Source organism: Mycobacterium sp. TY814 (assembly GCF_030755175.1).
Taxonomy (GTDB): domain Bacteria; phylum Actinomycetota; class Actinomycetes; order Mycobacteriales; family Mycobacteriaceae; genus Mycobacterium.
This window is the reverse complement of the sequence record NZ_JAUFRY010000002.1, coordinates 970,343-995,179: the sequence shown is the minus strand read 5'-3', so window position 1 is coordinate 995,179 and position 24,837 is coordinate 970,343. Positions and strand designations below refer to the sequence as shown.

Annotated in this window: 12 protein-coding genes, 2 pseudogenes and 1 other annotated feature; of the genes and pseudogenes, 12 read left to right on the top strand and 2 right to left on the bottom strand. The window is 61.7% G+C overall.

From position 1 onward, the window contains the following. The first annotated feature begins 15 nt into the window (after positions 1 to 15). The 5 genes and pseudogenes from QXH22_RS18020 to QXH22_RS18000 form a co-directional block, all read left to right on the top strand. A complete protein-coding gene (locus tag QXH22_RS18020; RefSeq protein ID WP_306276529.1) occupies positions 16 to 174 on the top strand; it encodes a hypothetical protein in 159 nt (52 codons plus the stop codon). After that, positions 171 to 3,035 carry a helicase-related protein gene (locus tag QXH22_RS18015; RefSeq protein ID WP_306276528.1) on the top strand — a complete coding sequence of 955 codons (2,865 nt, stop codon included), beginning with the start codon at positions 171 to 173 and terminating at the stop codon, positions 3,033 to 3,035. Before QXH22_RS18020 ends, QXH22_RS18015 begins: the two co-directional genes overlap by 4 nt. Beyond that, the gene (locus tag QXH22_RS18010) at positions 3,032 to 7,135 is read left to right on the top strand and encodes an Eco57I restriction-modification methylase domain-containing protein (protein WP_306276527.1); all 4,104 of its coding nucleotides are present in this window, start codon (positions 3,032 to 3,034) and stop codon (positions 7,133 to 7,135) included. The genes QXH22_RS18015 and QXH22_RS18010 overlap by 4 nt, the downstream gene beginning before the upstream one ends. An 18-nt stretch (positions 7,136 to 7,153) precedes the next feature. Beyond that, complete coding sequence (locus QXH22_RS18005) at positions 7,154 to 9,247, top strand: UvrD-helicase domain-containing protein (RefSeq protein WP_306276526.1); 2,094 nt, start codon at positions 7,154 to 7,156, stop codon at positions 9,245 to 9,247. Between the two features lie 14 nt (positions 9,248 to 9,261). Next, positions 9,262 to 9,882: pseudogene (locus QXH22_RS18000) on the top strand (DUF262 domain-containing protein); the annotation flags it as partial. Between the two features lie 684 nt (positions 9,883 to 10,566). Here the strand turns inward: QXH22_RS18000 and QXH22_RS17995 are convergent. After that, positions 10,567 to 11,828 (bottom strand): IS3 family transposase gene (locus tag QXH22_RS17995; protein ID WP_142283916.1). Its coding sequence is split into 2 segments (ribosomal slippage): positions 10,567 to 11,525 and positions 11,525 to 11,828, totalling 1,263 coding nucleotides; the frame shifts between segments, so codons are not numbered across the junction. Beyond that, positions 11,398 to 11,529: a sequence feature (AL1L pseudoknot), on the bottom strand. Its footprint overlaps the gene before it by 132 nt. Before the next feature lie 53 nt (positions 11,829 to 11,881). On the opposite strand from QXH22_RS17995, the gene QXH22_RS17990 reads away from it, so the two are divergent. Both QXH22_RS17990 and QXH22_RS17985 read left to right on the top strand, forming a co-directional pair. Then, a complete protein-coding gene (locus QXH22_RS17990) occupies positions 11,882 to 12,889 on the top strand; it encodes a hypothetical protein (RefSeq protein ID WP_306276525.1) in 1,008 nt (335 codons plus the stop codon). A 420-nt stretch (positions 12,890 to 13,309) separates the two neighbouring features. Then, positions 13,310 to 18,712, top strand: coding sequence for a DUF3320 domain-containing protein (locus tag QXH22_RS17985; RefSeq protein ID WP_306276524.1), 5,403 nt, complete (start codon positions 13,310 to 13,312; stop codon positions 18,710 to 18,712). A 48-nt stretch (positions 18,713 to 18,760) separates the two neighbouring features. Here QXH22_RS17985 and QXH22_RS17980 read toward each other — a convergent pair whose 3' ends face one another. Next, positions 18,761 to 19,033, bottom strand: a complete 273-nt coding sequence (locus QXH22_RS17980; protein ID WP_306276523.1) for a hypothetical protein — start codon at positions 19,031 to 19,033, stop codon at positions 18,761 to 18,763. Between the two features lie 459 nt (positions 19,034 to 19,492). Here QXH22_RS17980 and QXH22_RS17975 point away from each other — a divergent pair, with 459 nt between their 5' ends. The 5 genes and pseudogenes from QXH22_RS17975 (at position 19,493) to QXH22_RS17955 (ending at position 24,830) form a co-directional block, all read left to right on the top strand. Beyond that, positions 19,493 to 20,743: an IS110 family transposase gene (locus QXH22_RS17975; RefSeq protein WP_306276911.1), complete on the top strand. Its 1,251-nt coding sequence runs from the start codon at positions 19,493 to 19,495 to the stop codon at positions 20,741 to 20,743. A 30-nt stretch (positions 20,744 to 20,773) separates the two neighbouring features. Continuing rightward, positions 20,774 to 21,487 (top strand): annotated as a pseudogene (locus tag QXH22_RS17970) (DDE-type integrase/transposase/recombinase); the annotation flags it as partial. Between the two features lie 85 nt (positions 21,488 to 21,572). Beyond that, positions 21,573 to 22,652, top strand: a complete 1,080-nt coding sequence (locus tag QXH22_RS17965) for a tyrosine-type recombinase/integrase (protein ID WP_287042283.1) — start codon at positions 21,573 to 21,575, stop codon at positions 22,650 to 22,652. After that, positions 22,618 to 24,531, top strand: a complete 1,914-nt coding sequence (locus tag QXH22_RS17960) for a tyrosine-type recombinase/integrase (RefSeq protein WP_287042282.1) — start codon at positions 22,618 to 22,620, stop codon at positions 24,529 to 24,531. The genes QXH22_RS17965 and QXH22_RS17960 overlap by 35 nt, the downstream gene beginning before the upstream one ends. Further along, positions 24,528 to 24,830: a DUF6262 family protein gene (locus tag QXH22_RS17955; RefSeq protein ID WP_065136786.1), complete on the top strand. Its 303-nt coding sequence runs from the start codon at positions 24,528 to 24,530 to the stop codon at positions 24,828 to 24,830. Before QXH22_RS17960 ends, QXH22_RS17955 begins: the two co-directional genes overlap by 4 nt. Positions 24,831 to 24,837: the final 7 nt, after the last annotated feature.

Sequence of the window (24,837 nt, the reverse complement as noted above, 5' to 3'; positions counted from 1 at the left end):
CCTTCCAGCCCGCCCATGCTGGGCAAGCCAACTCAGATGTCACCTATTCGTGCAGCAGACCCCGAGGCTGCCTGGCTGGTGCTGCGCTTCAACTATCAGGATGGCGACGGCGGTTGGCTCAAGACTATCGCTCAGAACCCAAGCGTCTTCGGCCAAAGTAAGGCGACCGCATGACTACGCTCGACTATCCCGCCGGAACGCTAGTCAACGCCCGCGGACGAGACTGGCTTGTTCTGCCAGGCTCACCCGAAGGCACGCTACTAGTTCGTCCCTTGGGAGGCCACGAGCATGAAACCACCGTGCTCCTTCCACATGTCGACGATTTCGCCGCCGCCACCTTCGATCCACCGACCGTCGAAGACCGCGGGGACGCCACCAGAGCCCGCCTCCTCCGCGACGCGCTCAGACTGTCTTTTCGTGCTAGCGGCGGCCCCTTCCGGTCGTTCGCCCGACTAGCCGTCACACCCCGTAACTACCAACTGGTTCCGCTGATGATGTCGGCCAACCAAGACGTCACCCGACTGCTGATCGCGGACGGCGTCGGGGTCGGAAAGACAGTGGAAGGCGGACTCATCGCCGCCGAACTGCTCGCGACCGGCGAGACCCAGCGTTTGGCCGTTCTCTGCTCACCCCAGTTGGCACCTCAATGGCAGAGCGAGCTTCGACATAAGTTCGGCATCGAAGCACAACTCCTTCTGCCCTCGACCGTCAACCGATTAATGCGCACGGTGCCGTTCGGCTCCAACGTCTACCAGCACCATCCGTATTTGGTGATCTCCACCGATTTCATCAAACAGAAGACACGCCGCGACGAATTCGCTCTGCACTGCCCGCAATTGGTGATCGTTGACGAAGCCCACACTTGCGTGGCACCCGCCGGAGTTGGTAAGTCCTCCCAGGCGCACCTGCGGTATGCACTCCTCCGCAAGCTGGCCGACAACCCCGCTCGGCACCTGGTCCTGCTCACTGCGACCCCTCACAGCGGCGACGACACCGCGTGGCAATCGCTCATCGGCCTGCTTGACCACCGGCTCGGAAGCCTGCCGGCCGACCTTTCCGGCCGCGACCGTGAAGACGACCGCAAGCTGCTCGCCAGATTCATGGTCCAGCGGCAACGCGCCGACATCCGCGAGTATCTCGACGAGGACACGCCATTCCCAGAGCGCGAAACCACAGAAACCGCATACAAGCTCACCACCGCATACCGCCAACTGTTCGACGACATTATGGACTACGTCCGCGAACAGGTCGCCGACCCCAAGCTGAGCGCGGTACGGCAGCGCGTCCGGTGGTGGTCGGCCATCGCGCTGTTGCGTTGCCTCGCCTCCAGCCCAGCCGCCGCCGAACAAACCCTCCTCAACCGTTCCGCGGTCGCCGCCTCGGAGGATGAAAGCGAAGTCGACGCCTACGCCGAGCCCCGCGTTCTCGACACCGACCTAGACGACACGCTCGAGGCCGAAGACGTCACCGTCGGCGCCGACACCGGCGACACCGACATGCCGAACTCCGCCGCTCGAAAACGCCTCCGGGAACTAGCATCTGCGGCCGCAGCGCTCAAGGGACCGCGCTCCGACGCAAAGCTCAAACGCCTCGTCCCGTTAATGAAAGAGCTGCTAGAAGGGGGCTACCACCCCATTATCTTCTGTCGCTACATCCCCACCGCCGAATACTTGGCCGAGCACCTTGGCGCTGCGCTGTCGAAGGTCAAGAATCTCAAGATCGACGCCGTGACCGGGACACTTCCACCTGAAGAGCGCGAAATTCGCGTCTCCGCCCTAAGCACCCACGACGGGCCCCGGCTACTCATCGCTACCGACTGCCTCTCCGAAGGCATCAACCTGCAGGACGGCTTCACCGCAGTCGTCCACTATGACCTCGCCTGGAACCCCACACGCCACGAGCAACGCGAAGGCCGCGTCGACCGCTTTGGCCAGCAAGCCCCCACCGTGCGCACCGTGACCTACTACGGCGAGGACAACGGCATCGACGGTATCGTCCTGCAGGTCCTCATCCGCCGTCACGAGCACATCAAGCGCAGCATCGGCGTCTCGGTGCCGATCCCAGTCGATTCCACCACGGTCATGAAGGCGATTTGGGAATCGCTCTTGCTGCGCGGCAAAGAGGCCGAGCAGCTGACCCTTGACTTCGCCGAGGCCACCTCAAAATCACTCGCCGAAAAGGTCGAGATCGAGTGGACCAACGCAGCCGAACGGGAAAAGGCCTCCCGCTCGCGGTTCCGCCAAGCCGGGCTTAAACCGGACACTGTCGAACAAGCCCTGAACGAGGTGCGGCGCGCCCTGGGTGGTCCGGCCGACGTCGAAACCTTCACGCGCACAGCTCTATCGCTCATGGGTGCCGCCATCAGCGACACCGAAGTCGGGTTCACCGCGAATGTCGACACCTTGCCCGCCGCGGTGCGCGACCAGCTACCACCGACCAAGGGCCGTCTACACTTTCACCGCTCCCTGCCTGTGCCCGCACGTCACAACGTGCTCACCCGCACCGACCCCACAGTCGACGCACTCTCGCGTTATGTTCTCGACGCCGCACTCGACTCCCGGCTCGATCCAGCAGCCCGGCCCGCGCGCCGCGCAGGGGTCATGCGCACCCGCGCGGTTAGCAAGGTCACCACGCTGGTCATGGTGCGACACCGGCTGGAAATAAGCATTCCCGGCTCGGCCACCACCGTTACCCAAGTCGCCGAGGATGCCACCTTCCTAGCGTTCACAGCTACCGGTGACGACCTGACCTGGTTGCCCCAGTCTGAAGTGAACGCGCTCCTGCCGCTGACTCCGTCGAGCAACGTTGACGACGCGCTGGCCCGAGTGCAGTTGGGTCGCGCTCTGGGCCGGCTGCCCGTACTCGCCAAACACCTCACCACCGCAGGTAAGGACGCGGCGAAAGACCTTGTTTCCCAACACCAGTCGGTGCGCAGCGCCTCCAAGGCCGCCGGCCGCACACCCACCGTCCGGTTTCTACCGCCCGCAGACGTCCTCGGCCTCTACGTGTTTCTACCCGAAGCCGGTGGTCGATGAGCGCGCTCACGGTCTTCCGCGCCGTCCGCACCGTTGGCACCGCACTACCAGCCGAAGCCATCCCGCGCGCGAACGAATTGCGGATGCCCGGCCAGACCGCGGAGGCATATCAACTTCCACCCGGGATGGCCGTCAACGGAGCCATCGCCCGCGCATGGGAAGCCATGCTCGCCGCCCACCGGGCCTGGTGTACCGCCCTGGAACGGCTACCGGAGGGCGACGCCGCCACCAAACTCACCCGGGACAAGTGGCTGCTGCCGCTCCTGTACGAATTGGGTTGGGGCCGGCCCGATGTCGTTAGCGGCGGCCTGGTCGTGCCGCCAGGGCTCGGTGAGACGGAGGCACCGCACTTCCCAATCTCGCACCGTGTCGCCTGGCCTGACGCCGCGAACGCCGCGGCGTGGGTACCACTGCATCTCGTTGGCGCCGGCATCGACCTTGACACCAAAACGCCGTCGATTACCGCCCGGGCCCCGCAAGCCATGGTGCAGGACTACCTCAACCGCGAAGACCACGCGCTATGGGCGATTCTGTCCAACGGTCATCGGTTAAGGCTGCTGCGCGACGCCTCCAGCCTGACCCGCCAATCTTTCGTCGAGTTCGACCTCGACGCCATGTTCACCGACCAGCTCTACGCCGACTTCCGCATCCTGTTCTTGACCATCCATGCAAGCCGTTTCGCACCGCGCCTCGACGACAAAGCCGCCAAAGCTCTTGCAGGCAGTGAAGATTCTGAAGAGGACGCCGAGCTCGAAAAGGCCGAACCCAAACTCGACAACTCTTGGCTAGAACGCTGGCGCACCACGGCCATCGACGACGGCGCCCGCGCCCTATTGAATCTGCAGCACGGCGTCGCGGCCGCCCTGCAGGAATTAGGCACCGGCTTCGTTTCGCACCCGTCCAATTCTGCGCTGCGCGAGACGTTGGCTGCCGCCACCGACGCCGATCGCGACCTGCAACGCGCGCTGTTGCGCATTGCCTACAGGCTCATCGTGCTATTCGTGGTCGAGGACCGCGATCTACTCCACCGCTCTGACGTCCCCGCCAGCGCGCGCACTCTCTATGCGGACTACTTCTCTACAGCACGGCTCCGGCGACTGGCCGCCGAGCCGATCGGCGGCTGGCACATCGACCTGTGGGAGGCCCACCAGATCGTCACCGACGCTCTCGCCGGTGACGGACTGACGCCACTCGGACTGAGTGGCCTTGGTGCAAGCCTTTTTTCACGTGACGCGTTGAGTATTCTCGATGGCGCGAAACTGCCGAACCGGGCATTGCTTGCCGCGGTGCGAGCGTTGTCCCAGATCGATGACCCGGTGACCGGGCTGCCGCGGCCCGTCGATTACCGCAACCTCGACAGTGAAGAACTCGGCGGCATGTACGAGGGCCTTTTGGCTTACACCCCCCGCTACCACGCCGATGAACGAGCTTTCACCCTTGCCGTGTCCACCGGCAACGAGCGCAAGAAGTCCGGCTCCTACTACACGCCGTCTGACCTCATCGCGCTCGTGCTCGACGAAGCCCTCGACCCGTTGATCGACGAAGCCGTCCGCTCGTCTACCCCCGAACAAGCACTGCTGGCACTGACAGTCGTTGATCCAGCCTGCGGCAGCGGACATTTCGTCGTTGCAGCTGCACGGCGGATCGCATCCGCGCTGGCCACAGGACGCACCGGGGAAACCGAACCCACTCCTGCGGCGCTGCGGACAGCAACCGCCGATGTCATTGAACGCTGCGTCTACGGCGTGGACCTCAACGACCTTGCAATCGAGATCACCAAGGTCGCGCTGTGGCTGGAGGCTTTCGACGCAGACCGCCCCTTTCCTTTCCTCGACGCGCATTTCCGTGTCGGCAACGCACTGCTCGGGACCACCCCAGAGTTGTTGCGCCACAACATCCCCGACGCGGCGTTTGTGCCGCTGGGTGACGACGACAAGACCTGGACGTCGAAGCTCAAGGCACGCAACAAGTCCGAACGCCAAGCCGACCAGGATCAGCTGACGCTTAACTTTGGCTCCGAAACCCTAAACGTTGAAACCAGCCAGTTCACCAAGGCCGCGCGAGAAGCTGACAGCGGGGCAGTCGGCACGGTGGCCGCCTTGCGGGCCCGCGCGGACGCGTGGCGGCGTCTGGAGGCCGATCCCGAGTTGGTGGCTCGCAAATTGGTGGCCGATGCGTGGTGTGCGGCGTTCGTGCAACCCAAGACTGGGGCGATCAGCTCGGGCCAGGGCATAACTCATTCGACTGTCCGCGCACTGTCTGAAACGCCGGAGTCGGTGACCGACTCGATTGTGACTCGGGTCAACACCTTGGCCCGACAGTATCGGTTCTTCCACTGGCACTTGGAGTTTCCGGGAATCTTCACCGTCCCCGACGACGGCAGTGCCGACACCCCAACAGGTTGGAAAGGCGGTTTCTCCTGTGTAGTCGGCAACCCGCCGTGGGAGCGTGTGAAGATTCAGGATAAGGAGTTTTTCGGCAATGCCGGCCGAGTCGACATTGAAGGCGCGTCCACTGCGGCGATTCGCAAACGAATTATCGATAGGCTCGCCGACAGCGATCCCGACCTCCATGCGGCGTACCTCGCGGCGCTCCGCCAGTCCGACGGCACCGCACACCTGCTTCTGAAGAGCGGCCGCTATCCCTTCACCGGGCAAGGTGACGTCAATACCTACAGCGTGTTCGCCGAAACCATGCGCACCGTGACGAATGATGGGGGTTCGGCGGGGATCATCACCCCAACTGGGCTGGCCACTGACAAGACGACCGCGCCATTCTTCGCCGACACATTAAGCAGTCATCGTCTCTATGCCTTTTACGACTTCGAGAACGAAGCCAAGATCTTTCACGACGTCGACCATCGCGTCCGGTTCGCGGTCACGGCGATGACCGGGAGCCAGCGCACGGTGCAGCGCACCAAATTCGCCTTCCTGAACCGCCACGTCTCCGATGTGCCAGAAAAGCGATTTCAATTGGCAGCCGAAGAAGTTCTTGCGCTTAACCCCAACACCGGTACGCTGCCGATGTTCCGCAGCCGCAAGGATGCTGACATCACCCTCGGCATCTACTCACGCCATCCTGTGCTCATCCGTGACGATGATCCCGACGGCAATCCGTGGGGACTGTCGTTCGCGCGGCTGTTCGATATGGCCAATGACTCTGGCCTGTTCCATACACCGGCCGACCTGGCCGACGCGAAGTTCAATGGCTGGTCCTACAAACGGGGCAACAAAGAGTACGTGCCACTCTACGAAGCGAAGATGCTCAGCCACTTCGATCATCGGTTTTCGACATATCGGGGAGCGACACAGGCGCAGTTGAATGTTGGTGCGCTTCCTAGGTTTACCGATGAACAGCATGGTGATCCCAAGCTTGAACCTCTGGCAAGGTACTGGGTTGATCGCAAAGAAGTCAACGCCAAGATAGAGAACAAGTGGGAATGCGATTGGTTGATGGGCTGGCGCAAAATTTCAAGCGCCGGAAATGAACGGACCTTCGTCCCGTTCGTCTTCCCGCGTGCCGCTGCTGGTGACACATGTCTGTTATCGCTGCCGGAAGCGCCCACGAATGGCCCGATGCTTGGGGCAATCGCAACGTCTCTGATATTCGATTACGTGGTCCGGCAAAAGTTCGCAGGCAGCAACATGCAGTACTTCATAGTGAAGCAGATCGCATGCCCGGCCCCTGAACGCTTTGAGGCAGCGGCCCCGTGGCGGCACTCGGTGTCAATCGCTCGATGGCTTACCCCGTACGTCGTCGAGCTTCAATACACATCAGACCGGCTTCTGCCCTATGCCCAAGCGCTCGGGGACGCGGGGCCACCATTCCGATGGGACCCAGCACGTCGGGCCCTACTCCGTGGCGACTTGGATGCCGCGTTTTTCCACATTTACGGCGTTAACCGTGACGAAGCCGCACATGTCCTCGACTCATTCCCCGTAACCCGCAAGTACGAGGAGCGCGACTTGGGCGAGTACCGAACCAAGCGCCTCGTTCTGGAGGCTTACGACCGCATGGCCGAAGCCATCGCCAACGGCGGCAAGGGCTGGAAATCACTCGCAGATCCGCCCGCCGGGCACGGGCCCCGTCACTCCGAATAATTAAGCAACGGAAGAACAATGCCACTCGCTATTGACAAGGGATTCCTCAAAGACCTGGGCAAGCTGGAGAAGCCCGTCTACAATCGCGTAACCGAGGTCTTCGACGAATTCGACGCCGCCACGCACACGGGGCTACACCTGGAAAAGATCGCCAACGCCCGAAACCCACGGTTCCGCTCCATACGCATCGATCAGTCCTGGCGCGGAATCATCCTCGCCCCCAACGCTGGTGATGTCTACACCCTGCTGAAGGTGTTACCTCACGACGACGCCTATGCATGGGCACAACGCAGCAACGTCTCGGTCAACTCGGCGACCGGTGGCATCGAAATCCGCGACGAAGCCGAACTCGACCGCCAGATCCCCGAGATGGCAGCGGCCGCGAAGAGCTCCGGCGCCCCGATCTTCGGCAACATCAGCGACGGAGAACTGTCGAAGCTCGGAATCGACGAGAAGGTTCTCGCGTTCGCGCGAACCGTCACTGACGCCGCACAGCTAGACGCGGCCAAATCCTTCTTGCCCGAGACTCAATGGGACGTGCTGTTCGGTCTCGCTGCAGGATTTACGCCCGAGGAAGTGTGGGCGGACCTCGGCGCACAGATTCTGAGCGAACCCGTTGACACAGAAGATATCGATGCTGCGATCTTGCGGAGCAGCGACCGCGTTGTACTCGTCAGCGGACCCGACGAACTCATGGACGTCTTCGCCTACCCCTTCGCCAGCTGGCGCGTGTATCTTCACCCGACCCAGCGCACCGTCGTCGACGCCGGCTATAAGGGGCCCGCCCGCGTCACGGGCGGACCCGGCACCGGCAAGACAGTGGTCGCACTTCATCGGGCACGCACGCTCGCTCAACGCGGTGAGGGCAAAGTGCTTGTCACTACCTTCACCTCAACGCTTTCCGAGACGCTGCAGTCCGCCCTCGACATGCTCGTCGACGACGAGAAGATCGAAAGCCGCATCGAGATAACGCATGTCGATCGGGTCGCGCACCGCATCTTTCGCAAGACCCATGGCGCACCCCACATGCTCGGCTTTGAAGATGAAAAGGCGTTGTGGGCCGGACTGATCGATGAGCTTCAACTCACCTTCACGCCAACCTTCCTGTCCGAGGAGTGGCGGCAGGTCGTACTGGCCCGTCGCATCAGCACCGCCGACGCATACCTTGCCGCGAAACGCACCGGACGCGGTCGAGCCCTTGGAGCGGCTCAGCGCGCCCAAGTTTGGCAGGCGATCTGGGAATTCGAGCAGACCCTCAACCGGCAGGGTACGTGGACCCACGAAACCATCCGGCGCGAGGCGACTGGCCTGCTGGAGAAGTTGTCCGATAAGCCGTTCCGCCACATCATCATTGACGAAGCCCAGGATCTCAGCCCTGACCAGTGGCGGCTACTTCGCGCGGCGGTCGCAGCGGCACCCGACGATATCTTCATCGCTGGTGACACGCACCAGCGCATCTACGACAATCGAGTCAGCCTACGCGAGGTCGGGATCAACATCGCGGGCCGATCGTCGCGGCTGAATATCAACTACCGCACCACCGCTGAAATACTCGGCTGGAGCCTGGGTTTGCTGCGAGGCGAACCGATCGACGATATGGAAGGCGGCCTGGACTCCATCGCCGGCTGCAAGTCGTACGTGCATGGGCAGTCACCGACTCTTAGCGGGCACGAAACCGCGGAGGCGGAGGCAAAGTTCATCGCTGCGACTGCAAAGGACTGGATTGACAGCGGGATCACCCCATCGGAGATTGGAATCGCTGTTCGCGCCAAGTGGTTGACTTCGAAGATCGAGCGAGCCCTCAAGCAGGCGGGGATTGACAGCGTCGACCTCGCGAAGGCATCGGACGACGACGATGCGGTACGCGTCGGCACGATGCACCGCATGAAGGGTCTGGAATTCCGCTGCATGTGCGTCGCCGGTGTTGGCGCCAAGCTGGTGCCCGCCACCAACGCCGTCACTCCAATCCAGGACGACAAGCAGACGCACCAGCAAGACCTAGAGCGCGAACGCTGTCTACTCTTCGTGGCCTGCACTCGCGCCCGCGAACAACTGCGGGTCAGCTGGCATGGCCCACGCAGCCCCTTCTTGACCGCCCTAGACAAGACGTAATAGGAGGTTTCTCAGTGACCCGACTTTCTACGCTACTCGACGAAATCGATTCCGGCGTTGTACTTCTCCCGGAGTTTCAGCGCGGCTATGTCTGGAATCGTGACCAGGTTCGCGGCTTGATGCGATCGTTGTACCGCGGATACCCGGTCGGCGGGCTGCTGATGTGGGAGACCACATCGGAGGACATCACCGTCCGCGGCGCGTCCGGCGGTAGCGGCACCAGACAGCTCCTGCTGGATGGTCAGCAGAGAGTGACCTCGATGTACGGGGTGGTCCGCGGTACCCCTCCTCCGTTTTTCGAGGGCGACAAAAGTGCTTTTACCGGGCTGTACTTCAACGTCGAGGCCGAGTCGTTCGAATTTCATGCTCCGACAAAGATGGCGGGCGATCCGACGTGGGTGAACGTCACGGAGCTATTCCATAAAGGCCCGTTCGAATACCTGTCGGCATTCCCGAACGTCGAACGTGATTTGCTCAATACGTACTTGGGGCGTCTCAACCGCATCAAGGAGATCGAGAACCGCAACTTCAACTCCGAGAAGATCACCGGTGCAGGCAAGACGGTTGATGAGGTCGTCGACATCTTCAACAAAGTCAACTCGGGCGGCACCAAACTGTCTAAAGGCGACCTTGCGTTGGCGAAGCTGTGTGCCGAGTGGCCTGAAGCGCGAAAAGAGCTGCGCGACAGCTTAGATCGTTGGAAAAAGGCTGGCTTTCGGTTCTCACTTGACTGGCTGCTGCGGAACGCGACCGCGGTCGCGACCGGGAGGGCGTTGTTCTCCTCCCTGAGTGAGGTGTCCGCTGTCGACTTCGAGGCGGCACTCGCGAAATCTGTGAATCACATCGGAACCTTTCTTGACGCTGCATCCGGTCGGCTCGGCCTGGATCACGACCGAGTGCTTATGGGCCGGTACGCCACGCCGGTCATCACGCGCCTTCTTCACCTGAATAGCGGAGGGTTCAGCGACAGCGTCCACCGCGACAAGGTGCTCTACTGGTACGTCCACTCGGCGTTGTGGGGCAGGTTCAGCGGCTCAACGGAGACGTATCTGCAGCAGGACTACGACGCCGCCGAGCGTGGTGGAGTCGACGCGCTTATTGCCACCCTGGAGCGAGTTCGTGGCGGTCATCTGACTGTGAGCCCCGACGACTTCGGCGGAGCCACCCGTGGCTCACGTTTCTATCCCCTGTTGTACTTACTGACTCGGGTCGACGGAGCACGCGATTTTGGGAGTGGCCTCGAGTTGCGTGCCGAACTCCTTGGCAAACTGACGTCGTTGCAGGTGCATGAATCGCCCTGGTTCTGCCGGAGACTCGGGCTATTGGATTCCGATCAGTGGTTGGTCGGTCCGTTGTGCATCGTAGAACGCGGCTTCGAACTCGACCGGTGGAATGTCGTTGAGGTAGCCGTGGAGGCGGCTGGTGTTGTGCCAGTAGACCCAGCCCAGGGTGGCCAGCTCGACGTCCTCGACGGTCCTCCACGGCGCGCTGCGGGCGGGCCCGTAGATCAGCTCGGCCTTGTAGTAGCCGTTCACCGTCTCCGCCAGAGCGTTATCGAAGCTGTCCCCGATCGACCCGATCGAGGGGACCGCACCAATCTCGGCGAGCCGCTCGCCGTAGCGGATGGACGTGAACTGCGATCCTGCATCGGAGTGACATGTCAAGCCCGCCAACAGGTTTCCGCGTGACCAACGCGCCATCTCCAGCGCATCGAGCACCATCGTGGTGCGCATGTGCGTGGCGACTCGCCAGCCGACGATTATCCTGCTGAAGGCATCGATGATAAAGCAGACGTAGGCCACCCCAGCCCAGGTCGGCACGAACGTCAGATCCGTCACCCAGAGCTGATTCGGCGCGGTCGCAGTGAACTTCCGCCCTACCAGATCGGGGTGTCGCGCCGCGGCGGGATCCGGCGTGGTGGTGCGTACGCGTTTGCCGCGCCGCGCCCCTGCGATGCCGGCGGTACGCATCAGCCGTGCGACCTGATCCCGGCCGACGTCGTGGCCGGCCCGACGTGCCGTTTTCCACAGCTTGCGGGCCCCGTATACCCGGTAGTTGTCCTCCCAGAGTCCTACCAGGACCGGCCCAAGCTCTGCGTCGCGTTGGGCGCGCGCTGACGGGGCACGGGTCTTGGTGTCGTAGTAAGTGCTCGGGGCCATCGACACCCCTGCAGATCGCAGGACGGTGCAGATGGGCTCGACCCCGAACTCCTCGCGGTGGGCGTCGATGAAGTCCACTATTTCTTGTGTTGGCGGTCGAGCTCCGCCCCGAAGAAACTCGCCGCTCGCTTCAGAATTTCGTTGGCGCGCTTGAGTTCTCGGTTCTCTTGTTCCAGCTCCTTGATCCGGGCAGACTCCGCGCTGGACACCCCGGGAGCGTACTCGTCGTCGATGTCGGCTTGGCGCACCCAGGAACGCACCGACTCCACGCCGTACCCCAACTGGCGAGCCACCCGCGACACCGTGCCCTGCTCGGTGCCCAACTCGGCGCGCAGGGCTCGGACCATCCGCACCGCAGCGGCCTTTTCCTCCGGGCTATAGCGACGCGCCGTGGGCTTCCCAGACGACTGTTCCTTCGGCATACCTGCATCCTCGTTTCCAAGGTCAGGAGCCTCCGGGATTTCCAGGGCGATTCATGCACCACATCTTCCCGAAGGCGCTGCTGCGCAAGCATGGGTTGGACCGCAACGAGATCAATGCGATCGCCAACTTCTGTTTCCTGACGCAGGACACCAACATCAAGATAGGGATGCGCGCGCCGGCAGAGTACTTGCCGGAGGTGGAGGCTAAGCACCCCGGTATCCTTGAATCTCAATGGATTCCGACCGATCCAGAATTGTGGCGAGTGGAGCGCTACGCAGATTTCTTGGCAGCGCGCCGTGAACTGCTCGCTGCATCCGCGCAGTCGTTCCTCGAAAGTCTTCGCAGTCCCAAGGCCCCACATGACAACGTGACGCTAGAGCGACTCCAGGTAGTCGACGAAGTCGTCGACGACCCTCGCGGCGAGCAGGTTCGTGCACTGATCGCCGAACTGGCGAGCCGTGGATTTGCAAGTCCAGTTGTCGATGCCGAAATCCCTGATCCTGTGAGTGGAACCGAACTTGCAGTGGCAGAAGCGTTTTGGCCCGAAGGCCTCCAACAGGGCATTGGTTCGCCTGTGGTCCTAGAATTGGATCCCGATGATGCCGATCTACCTCGGCTGGAGGAACTTGGGTACCAAGTATTCACCTCCGTGGATGCGCTGCTGGGTTTCGTAGACAATGAGAGCGTGGCCGCCGCTGGTGAAGCGCCTCCGGTCGTCGCCGTCACCACCGAGCCGAAGGCGAGCCCCGCTGAGACTCAGTTCAGCGAGCGGATGAAGGCCATATATGAACGCGGTCGGTCGGAAGCGGGATACAACGCCACTTACTTCTTGAGCATGCTGTCTCAGTATGGCCCTCAAGAAACGGCGCATAAGCTTCTGGCATCCCCCGCGGTCTCCGATGGGTTCGCGCAACTATGGGAGCGCGGGCGACTCGACCTCACTGTTGAAGCGCTAGTCGTTGACCCGACTTTCTCAGAATTGTTCAGCGAGAATGAGATTGAAGTTGCACGTCGCCGACTTGACCAGTTCGGGTATGAGCCGTGTGGCATGCACCAGTGACATCCAATTCCATGGTTTCTCATGACGGGCATCTCAGCACTTCTCCCGCGTGCGTGCCGGCCACCGAAAAACGTGGCGGCTCTAGCCTGGGGGTGTGGAGAACCGAGGGCATGACGCCAGCTGCGTCCGGTCTGCTTCAGCCGCAATCGGGCCTACGATCGCAGCTTGCTTATGACGCCAAGATCGGACGTACGGGTCCGCGCCGTTGCTTGAGCGTCTCGAAGTTGAATAGCCTGTTACGAGTGGAATACTGCAACGAACGACGAGCACAGGGCGATGCCCAAGGGACTGCGCGCGGTGCGTGTGGTTGGGTTCCTTCCGCGATTTCTTGCGGCTCGAACGTTAGGTGCGAGCTAAATCCACAAATGCCCAAGATCGAGGAGTCAAGCGTGCGCCTCAAAGGATCATCCGAGAAATAGAATGGTTCAGCAACGCGAGATTCAGGCAGCCCTCAAGAAGTGGCGTGATGGGCTGGTGGGCCTAACAAGGCAAAGCTCACTCATCAGATTTCGTGCCCCGAAGATGTCTTCTCTTCTTATTGATGACCCGACACCAGACGAGGTGCTGACGCGCATACGCTCGGGTAAGCCACAAGCTTTCCGGGGCGACGCGGACCCTGATGAACGCGATGGCATAGCGTCATTCCGCGGCGATTATTTTCACTCGCCGCGGCCCAACAGCGAGGTGGGCCCGGTTATCCGGAACTTAATGCGAAAAAGTTCCGCAGAGTTCCTAGACCGCGGGCTATCAGTGCTCTATTTGGCCTTCGGAATGCTGGACTGGCGCGACGTTGACGACACAGCAATGGTGTCCCCGCTCTTGCTCGTCCCGGTTCAGTTGCTCCCTCAGGGTCCGAAGGACGTCCCACGCATCACGCAAGGCGACGATGAACCGGTACTAAATCCGGCACTTGTCCTACGGCTGAAAGAATTCGGCATCGAACTGCCTACAACTGACGACATCGAGGGCCTGTCAGTATCGCAAATCTTCGTGACGATTCGCGCCAAGCTGGAAAGGCACAGAGGATTCACCGGCTGGTCCCTTCGTGAGGCTACTTACCTGGCAACGTTTTCCTTCACCAAGGAGGCGATGTACAAGGATCTCGAAGATAACGAAGCAGTGATTCTTCAGCACCCAATTGTGCAAGCACTGGCTACATCAGACCCGTCGCAACAGTCGCCAGAGTTTCAGTTCGACCCGATTGAGCCCACTGATATCGACCGGCTTGCACCCCCCGAATCGACGCCGCTTGTGCTTGACGCAGATTCGTCTCAGCGCGCCGCCGTCGCAGCGGCTCTCGCGGGAAGAACGTTCGTCATGGACGGCCCTCCCGGCACCGGCAAGTCACAAACTATCGCGAACATGATTGGTGTATTGCTGCACGCCGGCAAGACGGTCCTATTTGTTTCAGAAAAGATCGCCGCACTCGATGTCGTCCGTAACCGCCTCGTTGATGCAGGACTCGGCTCGTATCTGCTTGAGCTGCATTCACATAAAGCGAGCCGGAAGGAAGTGGCGACTGAACTGCTCAAGACTCTTGACAACGTGCCCAAGCCTCCTATGCCGATGCCGGCATTAGCCAGGCGTGGTGTGCAGGATCGCCGGAAACAACTCAACGACTATTCGGCCGCGATGAACGAGGTCCGGAAGCCGTTGAACATGACGCTGCACCACGTTATTGGGCTATGCGCAAACCTCATCAACGAACCGATCGCTCCGATCCCAGACGAGCCTCCAAGGAACCTGACCGAGGCTGAGTACCTGGATATCCAAGACACACTTTCCAAGCTGGCTCGCGCATGGCGCCCAGCTGCACAAGGTAAGTCATTTCTTTGGCGCGAAATTGCGGACGAGCAGTCCCTGGAGGCACGTCTCTACTATGCCGAATCCGCGCTGGAAGAGTTACGCGGCACGGTTGCCCTCAATTCAGACCTTGTCGATGCGTTTGAGCTGACAAAACCTTCCGATACCCCCCAACTGCTGGCACTCATCGCTCAGCAGCATCGAAACCGTCCCACGTACGTGATGGATCAATGGCTGACGTCGCCTACCACAGCCCAATTGGTGTCCGCGCGTAACGCGCTGGTGCAGCAAATAACCCGCTTGAAAGAAGCAGAATCAGCAGTCGCCCAAGCGGCCGGCGTCTCCTGGACCGACTTGCCTGACCCCGCATCGGTACCCCGGAGCCCAGCACCCATTGCGGTGTCCCCTTCCCCGATCAACCTTCAAACGGTGTCGGCCTCCGACCTGACGCCAACCGCCGAACTGTTCGAGATCGACTTGCGCATGTTGAAAGAACGTCTCGACGCATTGTCTTCGCTTGGCTTCAGTCTCGGGCTGCCGGCGATCTCGACTTTCGCCGACGTCGACCGATTGAACCGGATCATCGACTTGCGTTCACTGAACACCCGCCCAGACCCACGCTGGTTCACCCCTGCAGGATTGGCAGAGGCGCGTGCAGCTGCGACGGCCCTCCAAGGGCACGCCATGGGCCTCAGCGACGCCGAGGCGAAGGCGTCCTCGATATTCACTCCCGAAGCATTAGGCGCGCCGCTGCAGGACCTGCATGACCGCTTCACGAATTTACACAAGGGCTTAAGGAAGTTATCTGGAAATTATCGCGCCGATAAGAAGGTTGTTGCTGGGCTGATCACAGAAGCAGCCAAAATCAAAGATGGGATCAGCCACCTACATGACGCAATCGCATGGAGCCAAAGCAAAATAAACTTTGAATACCTCTCCGCAATGCGCGGCGGCATTCTCGGTACACACTGGCTCGGACGCAATACGGACTACTCGGCTTTACAGCAGGCTTTCGATGTCGCAGAGGCGGTCCTAGGCCTGAACGATAACAACGTGCCCGGATCACTGGTTAGGTACATGACTAGCAGTGAGTCCAATGACGCCTATCAGGCCGTGGCTCACACCGCCCGTGCTGACTTCGACGGGTGGAAGCGCGGCCTCAGGCCGGCTCCGAGCCTTGCGGCTCGCCCAGAACTCGCGCTCGGCGCCATCAAGGATGCGATCGAGTGGCTATCAGTCCACATCGACGCCATGCACTGCGCCGCAACCCGGATCCGCGCGGTCAGCAGCGTCACCGGTCAAAATCACACCCTGGCTGAAGCGAATCAATTGCTTGTCCTCGCCGGTGCAGCGAGGCAAACCGCACAAGACCTGCAAGCTGCCGAACCGGCCCAGCGCTCTGTGCTTGGTGACTACTTCAATTTTGGCGACACCGACCTCGATGCCCTAGATAAGGCCATTGCTTGGTCTACTGACCTGCGTGGTCTCGCTGGTGGTCCCTTGACCACGCGACAAATAAAGGCACTAGCAGATTCCAACCCTGTTGATGCGATGGGACCCAGCTACGAGAAGTGGGTCCGATCCCGCGACCACGTTGTCCAGGCATTCGCCCAAAGTCGACACATTGAGCTGCTGACAGAACTCGATGATTATCGTGACGCTGTTGAACTAATGAATGAGTTCCGCGTCGACACCGTCGGCCAGCAAGAGTGGTTTGAATATCAGCAAGCGTATGCAGACCTCGCCAAGCGTGGGCTCGACACTGCTGTCGACTTTTGCATCGAGCGCCGGCTTACTGACCGCGAGGTGCCGAAAGTAGTCCTTCGGGCTCTCCTGCGGGCCTGGTCAGACGCGGTCGTTCAAGGTGATGCGCGGCTCCGTCCCGTGCTAGCAACTCAGCGCGAGGCCCTAGTTGATGAATACCGAAACCTCGATCGCAACCTGATTAGCGCAGCGACCGCGGACATCATCACCGCCGCCAACAGTCGCCGGCCAATCAATACGACCATGGGCGAGCCGGGCGTGATTCGTCGAGAAGGTGCGAAGCAAAAGAGGCACAGGCCGGTTCGCGAACTCATGGGGCTGACCCGCAATGTCACGCCCTGTATCAAGCCAGTGTTTATGATGTCGCCGCTGGCAGTTTCTCAATATCTTCCGCCGGACATGCAGTTCGACGTCGTAATCTTCGACGAAGCGTCCCAAGTCACGCCTGGTGATGCGATCAACTGCATCTACAGAGGTACGGCGTTGATTCTCGCTGGCGACGACAAACAGTTGCCACCCACCTCCTTTTTTGAACGACACATCGAAGATGACGACGACGAGGAAACGGATGTCGACGACTTTCAATCTATCCTCGAACTCGCAAAAGCCTCCGGCGCTTTGAATAACCTTGGACTCCGCTGGCACTACCGATCCCGTCACGAAGATCTTATCGCCTTTTCTAACTACAAATTCTACGAGGGCAAACTCGTTACCTTCCCGTCCGCTCATGCTGAAGGCGACGACGTCGGAGTCGAGTTCTTCCATGCCCACGGTATGTACCGTCGCGGCGGGGGAGCATTCAACCCCATCGAAGCCGCTAAAGTCGCCGAGCGTGTCATCGAGCACTTCACGAAGCGCCCTGACTTGACTCTTGGGGTTGTAACTTTTTCGGTCACTCAAGCAGATGCCGTCCAAAATGCGATTGATGAAGCTCGAATCAATAGGCGAGATCTCGACCGATTCTTCGATAGCGAAGACCGTCTAAATGGCTTCTTCATTCGGGCGCTCGAGCAGGTACAGGGCGACGAACGCGACGTCATCATTTTCTCTATTGGATATGGGCCTGACGAAGCAGGCAAGATATCAGCTAACTTCGGTGCCTTAAACAAAGAAAAAGGATGGCGACGCCTCAACGTTGGCATCACCCGTGCACGGCAACGCGTCGAGGTTGTCGCTTCCATGCAGGCAGGACAGATTCCACCGTCGTTGAACGAGAATGTCGAGTACTTCCGCGCCTACCTTGACTATGCGGAGAAGGGCTCCCAAACGCTCGCTGTCCCCTACTCCTCGACCGGGCTTGAACCCGATTCACCCTTCGAGGAGTCTGTGATCAACGCCATTAGAACGTGGGGCTATGTTGTCGAGCCACAGGTGGGAGCCGCCGGTTTCCGCATCGATATTGGGGTGCGCCATCCGGCCTATCCCGGCATGTTCGCGATCGGGATCGAGTGCGACGGGTACCACTACCACTCCGCGCCCGCTGCACGAGACCGAGACCGGCTCCGCGACCAGATCCTCAATGGACTCGGCTGGCGACTCCATCGCATTTGGAGCACGGCGTGGTACCGAGACCGCGCTACGGAAGAGACGCGTCTGCGGGCTGCCATTGAGGAAGCAATCAACGCGCCCCTAGAGAACCGAAGCAAGAAGACGCCCGTGATTGATCGCCCAAATGTTGAGATCGAGGAAGCCAGTTTCGCCGTCGAACCGACATGGACGAGCGACTATCGACTCGCCCCAGCACGCCCGCTTCCGCGGTGGGTTGAGCCAGGTGAGCCGGGCGGCCACCTCCACATGGTCGACTCGATTCAGACGCTCGTCAATGTCGAGGGACCAGTCCATCTCGATTTTGCTTATGAACGCCTTCGTAATTGGTGGAACATAGGACGTATCGGATCCAACATCCGACACAACATCGACCTAGCTATTCAACGAGCAGACGTCGTACGCGACGGAAACTTCCTCATGCTGCCTGGCAGCGACGTCACACAGGTTCGCGCGCCGGCAAATGGCGCCGCACGACGGGTCGAGCATGTACATTTAGACGAGCTCTCCCTCGCTGTGATTCTGACGATCCGAGATGTCGGTGCGGTCAGCCGCCCCGAGGTTGTCCAGGGCGTCGCCCGCGTATTCGGTTGGACCCGAAGCGGAGCAATTGTCGAGCGTCGCCTCAACGAAGCCATCGACCATCTCGTCAACGACGGTAAGGCAGTAGCCAGTGACGATGGCATACTGACCCTTCCTAAGATTCGATAATGGTCGCCCGTGCAAATGAAGAGTCGCTCGAAAGCCCAGGGCAGTGTTTCAGCCGTGACCCATAGCTTTGTGGTCTCCGATTTCCTCGGCGTACCAGACTGATTTGGCGCGGTCGTACCGAAGATGGGCGCGGAAATTTCCCGTCACGCGAACCGAATACCAGTCGCGTCCGCCTTTCTTCCATTGTTTGAAATCGAGGCTCTTCAAAGAAGTCGATCGGGTGAGATCCCGCTTGGTCATCTGCCAGAGTTCCTGTAGGCGCCGGTCCAACTTCGCGAGCTCCCGTTCAAACTTGGCGGTTTCAAACACCTCGGCGACCAATTCGAAGTACGAAACGGTAATCCGATCTGGCGCAACACATTATGGTCCTCAATCAGTGTCCGTGGCCATGAAAAAGTACCCACTGGTGGCCAAGTCGAGGTATCCGTTTTTGGCCAGGTAAAAGTATCCACCCCGTGTTCGTCGTGTCGATCAGGAACTGCGGGCCCCGATGGTGACGGTGAAGGCGCCAACCAATCGCCATCACCATCGGGGAGTTCCATTGAAGAGGGTGATGCCCCTGGTGGGGCGCTCGGGTGGCTGAAACTTGGTGGTGCGTCACCCGCTGACGTCGGTGCAGATTGGCATCTTCAAAGTCCGTATTGAAGAGTGACGCTGGAGTCCGCACCGGGAGGTACTCCGGGTTGCTGCTACGAGCGCGTGTCTGAGTTTCGACTATTTCGCGGGCTCCGCGGGTGACGCGCCTTGAGGATGAGCGAAGGAGGCGTTGACGTGGAGATCATGTTCTCGAGGGTCGCCGGAATCGATGTGCACAAGAGACAAGTCACGGTGGCAGTTCGCGTCCCGGACAGCGCAGGCGAGCGTGGTGGCGAAGCGCGTGCGCAGAAGGTGCGACGGTTCGCCACGTTCTACGCAGCGTTGCTGGAGATGGCGGAATGGCTTCGTGCTGAACAGGTTACGCATGTCGCGATGGAGGCGACGGGGGTGTATTGGCGGCCGGTGTTTCATGCTCTGGCCGAGGTCGACGCGTTTGAGATCCTGTTGTGCAACGCTCACCACGTCAAGAATGTGCCGGGGCGCAAGACCGACGCGACTGATGCGGTGTGGTTGGCGCAGTTATGTGAGGTGGGGCTGCTGCGTGGGAGCTTCATCCCGCCGGCGGAGATCGCTGCGGTTCGTGAGCTCACCCGTTACCGGCGGAAGTTGACTGAGGAGCGGACCAGGGAGACCCAGCGGCTGCACAAGGTGCTCGAGGACGGCGGCATCAAGCTGGACTCCGTAGCGTCTGACTCCCTCGGTGTCTCAGGTCGGGCGATGATCGCGGCGTTAATTTCCGGAGAGCGTAATCCAGCGGCGTTGGCCGACCTGGCGCGTGGGTTGATGCGAAAGAGAATCCCTGACTTGACAAGGGCTTTGGCGGGTCGATTCGCCGAGCATCACGCTCTGTTGGCCGGGCTTCACTTAGCGCACATCGACGACCTGAACTTGATGATCGGCCGGTTGGAGCTCAGTATCGACGCCGCCGTTACCCCGTTCGCTGCTCAGAGGGATCTGCTGATGACGATTCCCGGTATCGGTACACGCGCTGCGCAGACAATCATCGCCGAGATCGGTGTGGACATGTCTCGGTTCCCGACCGCCGACCATCTCGCTTCATGGGCAGGGTTGTGCCCGGGGAACAACGAGTCCGCCGGCAAGCGGAAGAAGACCGCGACCCGCAACGGCAACGCGCAGCTGTGCAGCGTGCTCGTCGAGTCAGCGTGGGCGGTCTCGCGCACCCAGACACGATTGGGCGCACGCTTTCGGCGTCTGCATCGCCGGTTCGGCAAAGCGGGCGGGAAGAAGGCTGCCGTCGCGATCGCCCACACGATCCTGGTGATCGTCTGGCACGTCCTTCACGATGAGGTCGCCTACACCGACTTGGGTGCGGACTTCTACGCCGAGCGCAACGATCCAGATTTCCATAAGGCACGGCTGGTGCGCCAGCTCAAAGAACTCGGCTACAACGTGGAGATCAGCCCAGCTGCCTGACTATTTGAGTGCAGCCACTGCGCACGTCGCATGGGTCCCTCGCCTCTAGTTTCGTCTGAGTCTGCGAAGGACCGTATGGACATCATTTCCGCCTACCATCAGCTCGGGTCCTACCGAGCCGCCGCCGCGGAGTGCGGAACCACGCACCGCACCGTCAAGAAGGTCGTGGACAAGTTCGAGGCCGGCCAGGCCGGTGTGCCGCCGCCACCGCGGGCCGAACGGGCACATAACTACGATTCGGTGGCCGACCTGGTCGTCGAACGCGTGGAGAAGTCACACGGTCGGATCTCGGCCAAGCGATTGCTGCCGATCGCGAAGGCCGCTGGTTACGAGGGTTCGGCACGTAACTTCCGGCGGCTGGTCGCGGACGCGAAAGCGTTGTGGCGCAGCACTAATCATCGAGGCCGGCGTCCGGCGGTGTGGGAACCGGGCCAGTACCTGGTGATCGACTGGGCCCAAGTCGCGCCGGGACTGTTCCTGTTCTGCGCGGTGCTGGCGTTCTCTCGGTGGCGCTTCGTGCGGTTCGCCACCGATCAGAGGGCATCGACCACGCTGGCGTTGATCGCCGAGGCGCTGGCCGCGATTGGCGGGGTCCCGACACGGGTGCTGGCCGACCGGATGGCCTGCCTCAAGGGCGGCGTTGTCGCCAATGTCGTCGTCCCGACCCCGGACTACGTGCGGTTGGCTGGTCACTACGGTTTCGCCCCGGATTTCTGTCACGCCAGCGACCCTCTCTTAACCGGCTAATCGGAAGAACTGTCTATCATCGACACGCCGTTTTCCTGCGGTTCCTTGACGGCGGTAGTGCGAGATGGGATATGTACATCTCATGGCTGAGGAGCTGTGCGCGGCTGTCGGCGATGACGGCGTGTGGCAGTTGCGCGGGACGGCTGCAGGCGAGTTCGAGTTGGTCAACGAATTCCTGGGGTATCTGGCTGACCGGAACTTTTCCCCTCGGACGTGCCGGGCCTACGCCTATGACCTGCTGGCGTTCGCGCGATGGCTGCGTGGCGAGCAGGCGGCTCTGGTGGACGTGGATGTTGATGTGCTGCTTCGGTTTCTGACGGCATGCCGGGAGGCGAGGTTGCCGGGCCGACCTGGCGGCAACGTCTATTCGATTCGTGATGGCCGCAATCAGGGGTATGCGCCGGCGACGATCAATCGGCGACTGGCGGCGATTTCGAGTCTGTTCGCGTTCCGGGAGATGCGTGACCCGCAGGCACGAAGCCCGGTCAGCAGCGGCCGCGCGGCTCGATTGCGTTCGGGCAGAGAGCGTTCCGGCTTGTTGGCGCATACCGCGAAACCGAAGGCGCGTTCACCGTTGCGGGTCCGCGAGCCGCGCCGGTTGCCTCGCGGGTTGTCGCGGGAGGAGTCAGCGGCGCTGCTGGGCAGTTTCCGCAGCTGGCGTGACCGTGCGATCGGCGGATTGATGTTGCTGTCGGGTCTGCGGTCGGCGGAGGTGCTCGGTCTGCGGGTCAGTGATGTCGATATCGCACGCCGCTGGGTTCGGGTGTTCGGCAAGGGCGGCAAGGAACGCTCGGTGCCTATCGATACCGACGTGGCCGGTGCGATCCAAACCTATCTGCTGGCCGAGCGCCCAGAAACTCACGCGGAAGCATTGTTCGTCGTCGCCAAAGGTGCCCATCGCGGTCAGCCCTTGACCCCTGCCGGGCTGCGCACGGTGTTCCGGTATCACCGCGAGCGTTCCGGCGTTGCGGCAGGCCATCCCCACGCGTTGCGGCATTCGTTTGGCACCGCATTGGCCGAGGCCGGAGTCGATCTGTCGGTGATCCAAGCACTGATGGGCCACGACCATGTTGATTCTGCTGCCGCCTACATCCATTTGGCCCCAACGTTTCTGCGGAAGGAGTTCGATGCCGCCCGCACTCGCCTACGCACCCGTTCCTGAGACCGACCTGCTCACCGAATACGGCGACTATTGCACTCGGCTGGGTTTGATCAGTGTGAACCTTGGCTCGGCGGCACGAACGTTCCTGCGACACTGGCCCGATCCGCAGGCCTGGGCCGGTGAGCCGCTCGGGGCGCGGTTGACGATTTCTCATCCCACCCGCTCGTTCGTCACGTTTCTGATGTTGGCCGGCTACTTGCGGCCCGGCTATGACTACCTGATCCGCCGCAAGCTGGCCGTGTTCTGGCGGCATCTGCCGACGGGGCCGTTGGCTGACGACCTGGCGCTATTCCTGGGCGCCGCGCAGGAACTCGGCTTCACCGAGCGCACCAGCAGCGCGTCGGCATCCCAGGTGATCGGCAGGCTGCTCATCCAGACCGGCCGGCGGTTGGACGCGTTGACCGACAACGATTTCGACGACCTACTGACCGCCAGCGCTGCCCGTCACGGTGCAGGAAAAGCCAGTCGTCACTACAGCAGCTCCACGCACACCGCCCGACAGGTCATGTTTCACCTCGGCGTGTTTACCGAACAGCCGGTCAATGCGACCAGCCTGCTACGGCAGAGCTTCGCCCAACGGATGCGCGATGCCAGCCCGGCGCTGCAGGGATCGTTTGTGGCCTACCTCGATCGGCTGACCGCCACCCACTCCCGCAGCACGGTCACCGGCACCGCGACCCGACTCAACCACTTCGCCGCACATCTGGCCGCCATCGATCCGGCACTACCGAGCCTGGCTGAGCTGGACCGCCGCCGCCACATCGAGACCTACCTGACGGCGACGGCCGAGGCGACCAACTCGCGCACCGGGACACCCATCCAGGCCTCCGAGCGCCGCGGACGGGTCCTGGCGGTGCACTGCCTGCTCAACGACATCGCCGAATGGGGCTGGCCGGAAGCACCGCAGCGGCGGTTGGTGTTTCGCTCCGACATCCCCAAGCTGCCCCGCGCCTTGCCCCGCTATCTCACCCCGGACCTGGATCGGCGTCTGACCCACGCGCTGCAAGCCTGGCCCGAGCGGCTGCCCGCCGATGCGCTGCTGCTGCAACGAGCCACCGGATTGCGCATCGGTGAGCTCGTTGACCTCGAACTCGACAGCGTCCACGAGATCCCCGGCCAAGGCGCGTGGCTGAAAGTTCCGCTGGGCAAGCTGAACACCGAACGCATGGTGCCCCTCGATGAGGAAACCGTCGCACTGATCGACCGCATCGTGGCCCACCGCTCACCCGGGCGACCGTTGCGGCACCCGCGCACGGCTCGACCCACCGACTACCTGTTCACCCACCACGGCCGCCGCCTAACGGTCGATCACCTCCGTGACGTCTTGACCCGCGTCACCACCGATGCCGGCCTATCGCACATCACCCCGCACCAACTGCGCCACACCTACGCCACAGCACTAGTCAACGCCGGTGTCTCCCTGCAGAGCCTGATGGCCTTGCTCGGCCATGTCTCGGCCGAGATGAGTCTGCGCTACGGACGGCTGTTCGACTCGACCGTGCGCACCGAATACGAGCGAGCCCTGACTGCCGCCAAGGCCCACCTCGGAACCTTGCCCACCGAGGCACCCCAGGGACGCCTTTCGCTGCCGATCGTTGACGGCGACTGGAAAGAGGCTGCCGCAATCAAAGCCCGCCTGGCAGGCGGCTTCTGCATCCGCGCCCAGGTCCAGGGCCCGTGCGCCTACGCCAACATCTGTGAACACTGCCCGAACTTCCGCACCGACACCGGCTACCTGCCAGTGCTGGCCGCTCAGCGTGCCGACTCCGAAACCCTGGCCCGTGACGCCGAAGCCCGCGGCTGGACCGGTGAAGCCGAACGCCACCGCCGACTCATCGCACGCCTCGACGCCCACCTCAGCCAGGCCCAAACCGGATGACCCCCCAACAACGCCGCCAAGACGTCGAAGACGCCTGCGCAGCAATCATTCTCGACGGACATCAAGTCACCTTCGATGATGTCGCAGCACGCACCGGACTCGGCCGCGCCACCCTCTACCGCAACCCCGACCTGCGCACAATCATCGAAGAACACCGCACCCGCGGCAAGCAAGCCCACACCCTCTCCGGACTGAGCACCGAGATCGCCCACCTACGCACCGCACTGGACACCATCGCCACCACCGTGCGCCGCCACGAAGAAGAAATCCGCCGCCTACGAAAAGCAAAACCTGACTGAAGACCCA

Coding starts and splice junctions, on each gene's coding strand:
- QXH22_RS18020 (WP_306276529.1), top strand. CDS start 16: ATGCTGGGCAAGCCAACTCAGATGTCACCTATTCGTGCAGCAGACCCC.
- QXH22_RS18015 (WP_306276528.1), top strand. CDS start 171: ATGACTACGCTCGACTATCCCGCCGGAACGCTAGTCAACGCCCGCGGA.
- QXH22_RS18010 (WP_306276527.1), top strand. CDS start 3,032: ATGAGCGCGCTCACGGTCTTCCGCGCCGTCCGCACCGTTGGCACCGCA.
- QXH22_RS18005 (WP_306276526.1), top strand. CDS start 7,154: ATGCCACTCGCTATTGACAAGGGATTCCTCAAAGACCTGGGCAAGCTG.
- QXH22_RS17990 (WP_306276525.1), top strand. CDS start 11,882: ATGCACCACATCTTCCCGAAGGCGCTGCTGCGCAAGCATGGGTTGGAC.
- QXH22_RS17985 (WP_306276524.1), top strand. CDS start 13,310: ATGGTTCAGCAACGCGAGATTCAGGCAGCCCTCAAGAAGTGGCGTGAT.
- QXH22_RS17975 (WP_306276911.1), top strand. CDS start 19,493: ATGTTCTCGAGGGTCGCCGGAATCGATGTGCACAAGAGACAAGTCACG.
- QXH22_RS17965 (WP_287042283.1), top strand. CDS start 21,573: ATGGCTGAGGAGCTGTGCGCGGCTGTCGGCGATGACGGCGTGTGGCAG.
- QXH22_RS17960 (WP_287042282.1), top strand. CDS start 22,618: ATGCCGCCCGCACTCGCCTACGCACCCGTTCCTGAGACCGACCTGCTC.
- QXH22_RS17955 (WP_065136786.1), top strand. CDS start 24,528: ATGACCCCCCAACAACGCCGCCAAGACGTCGAAGACGCCTGCGCAGCA.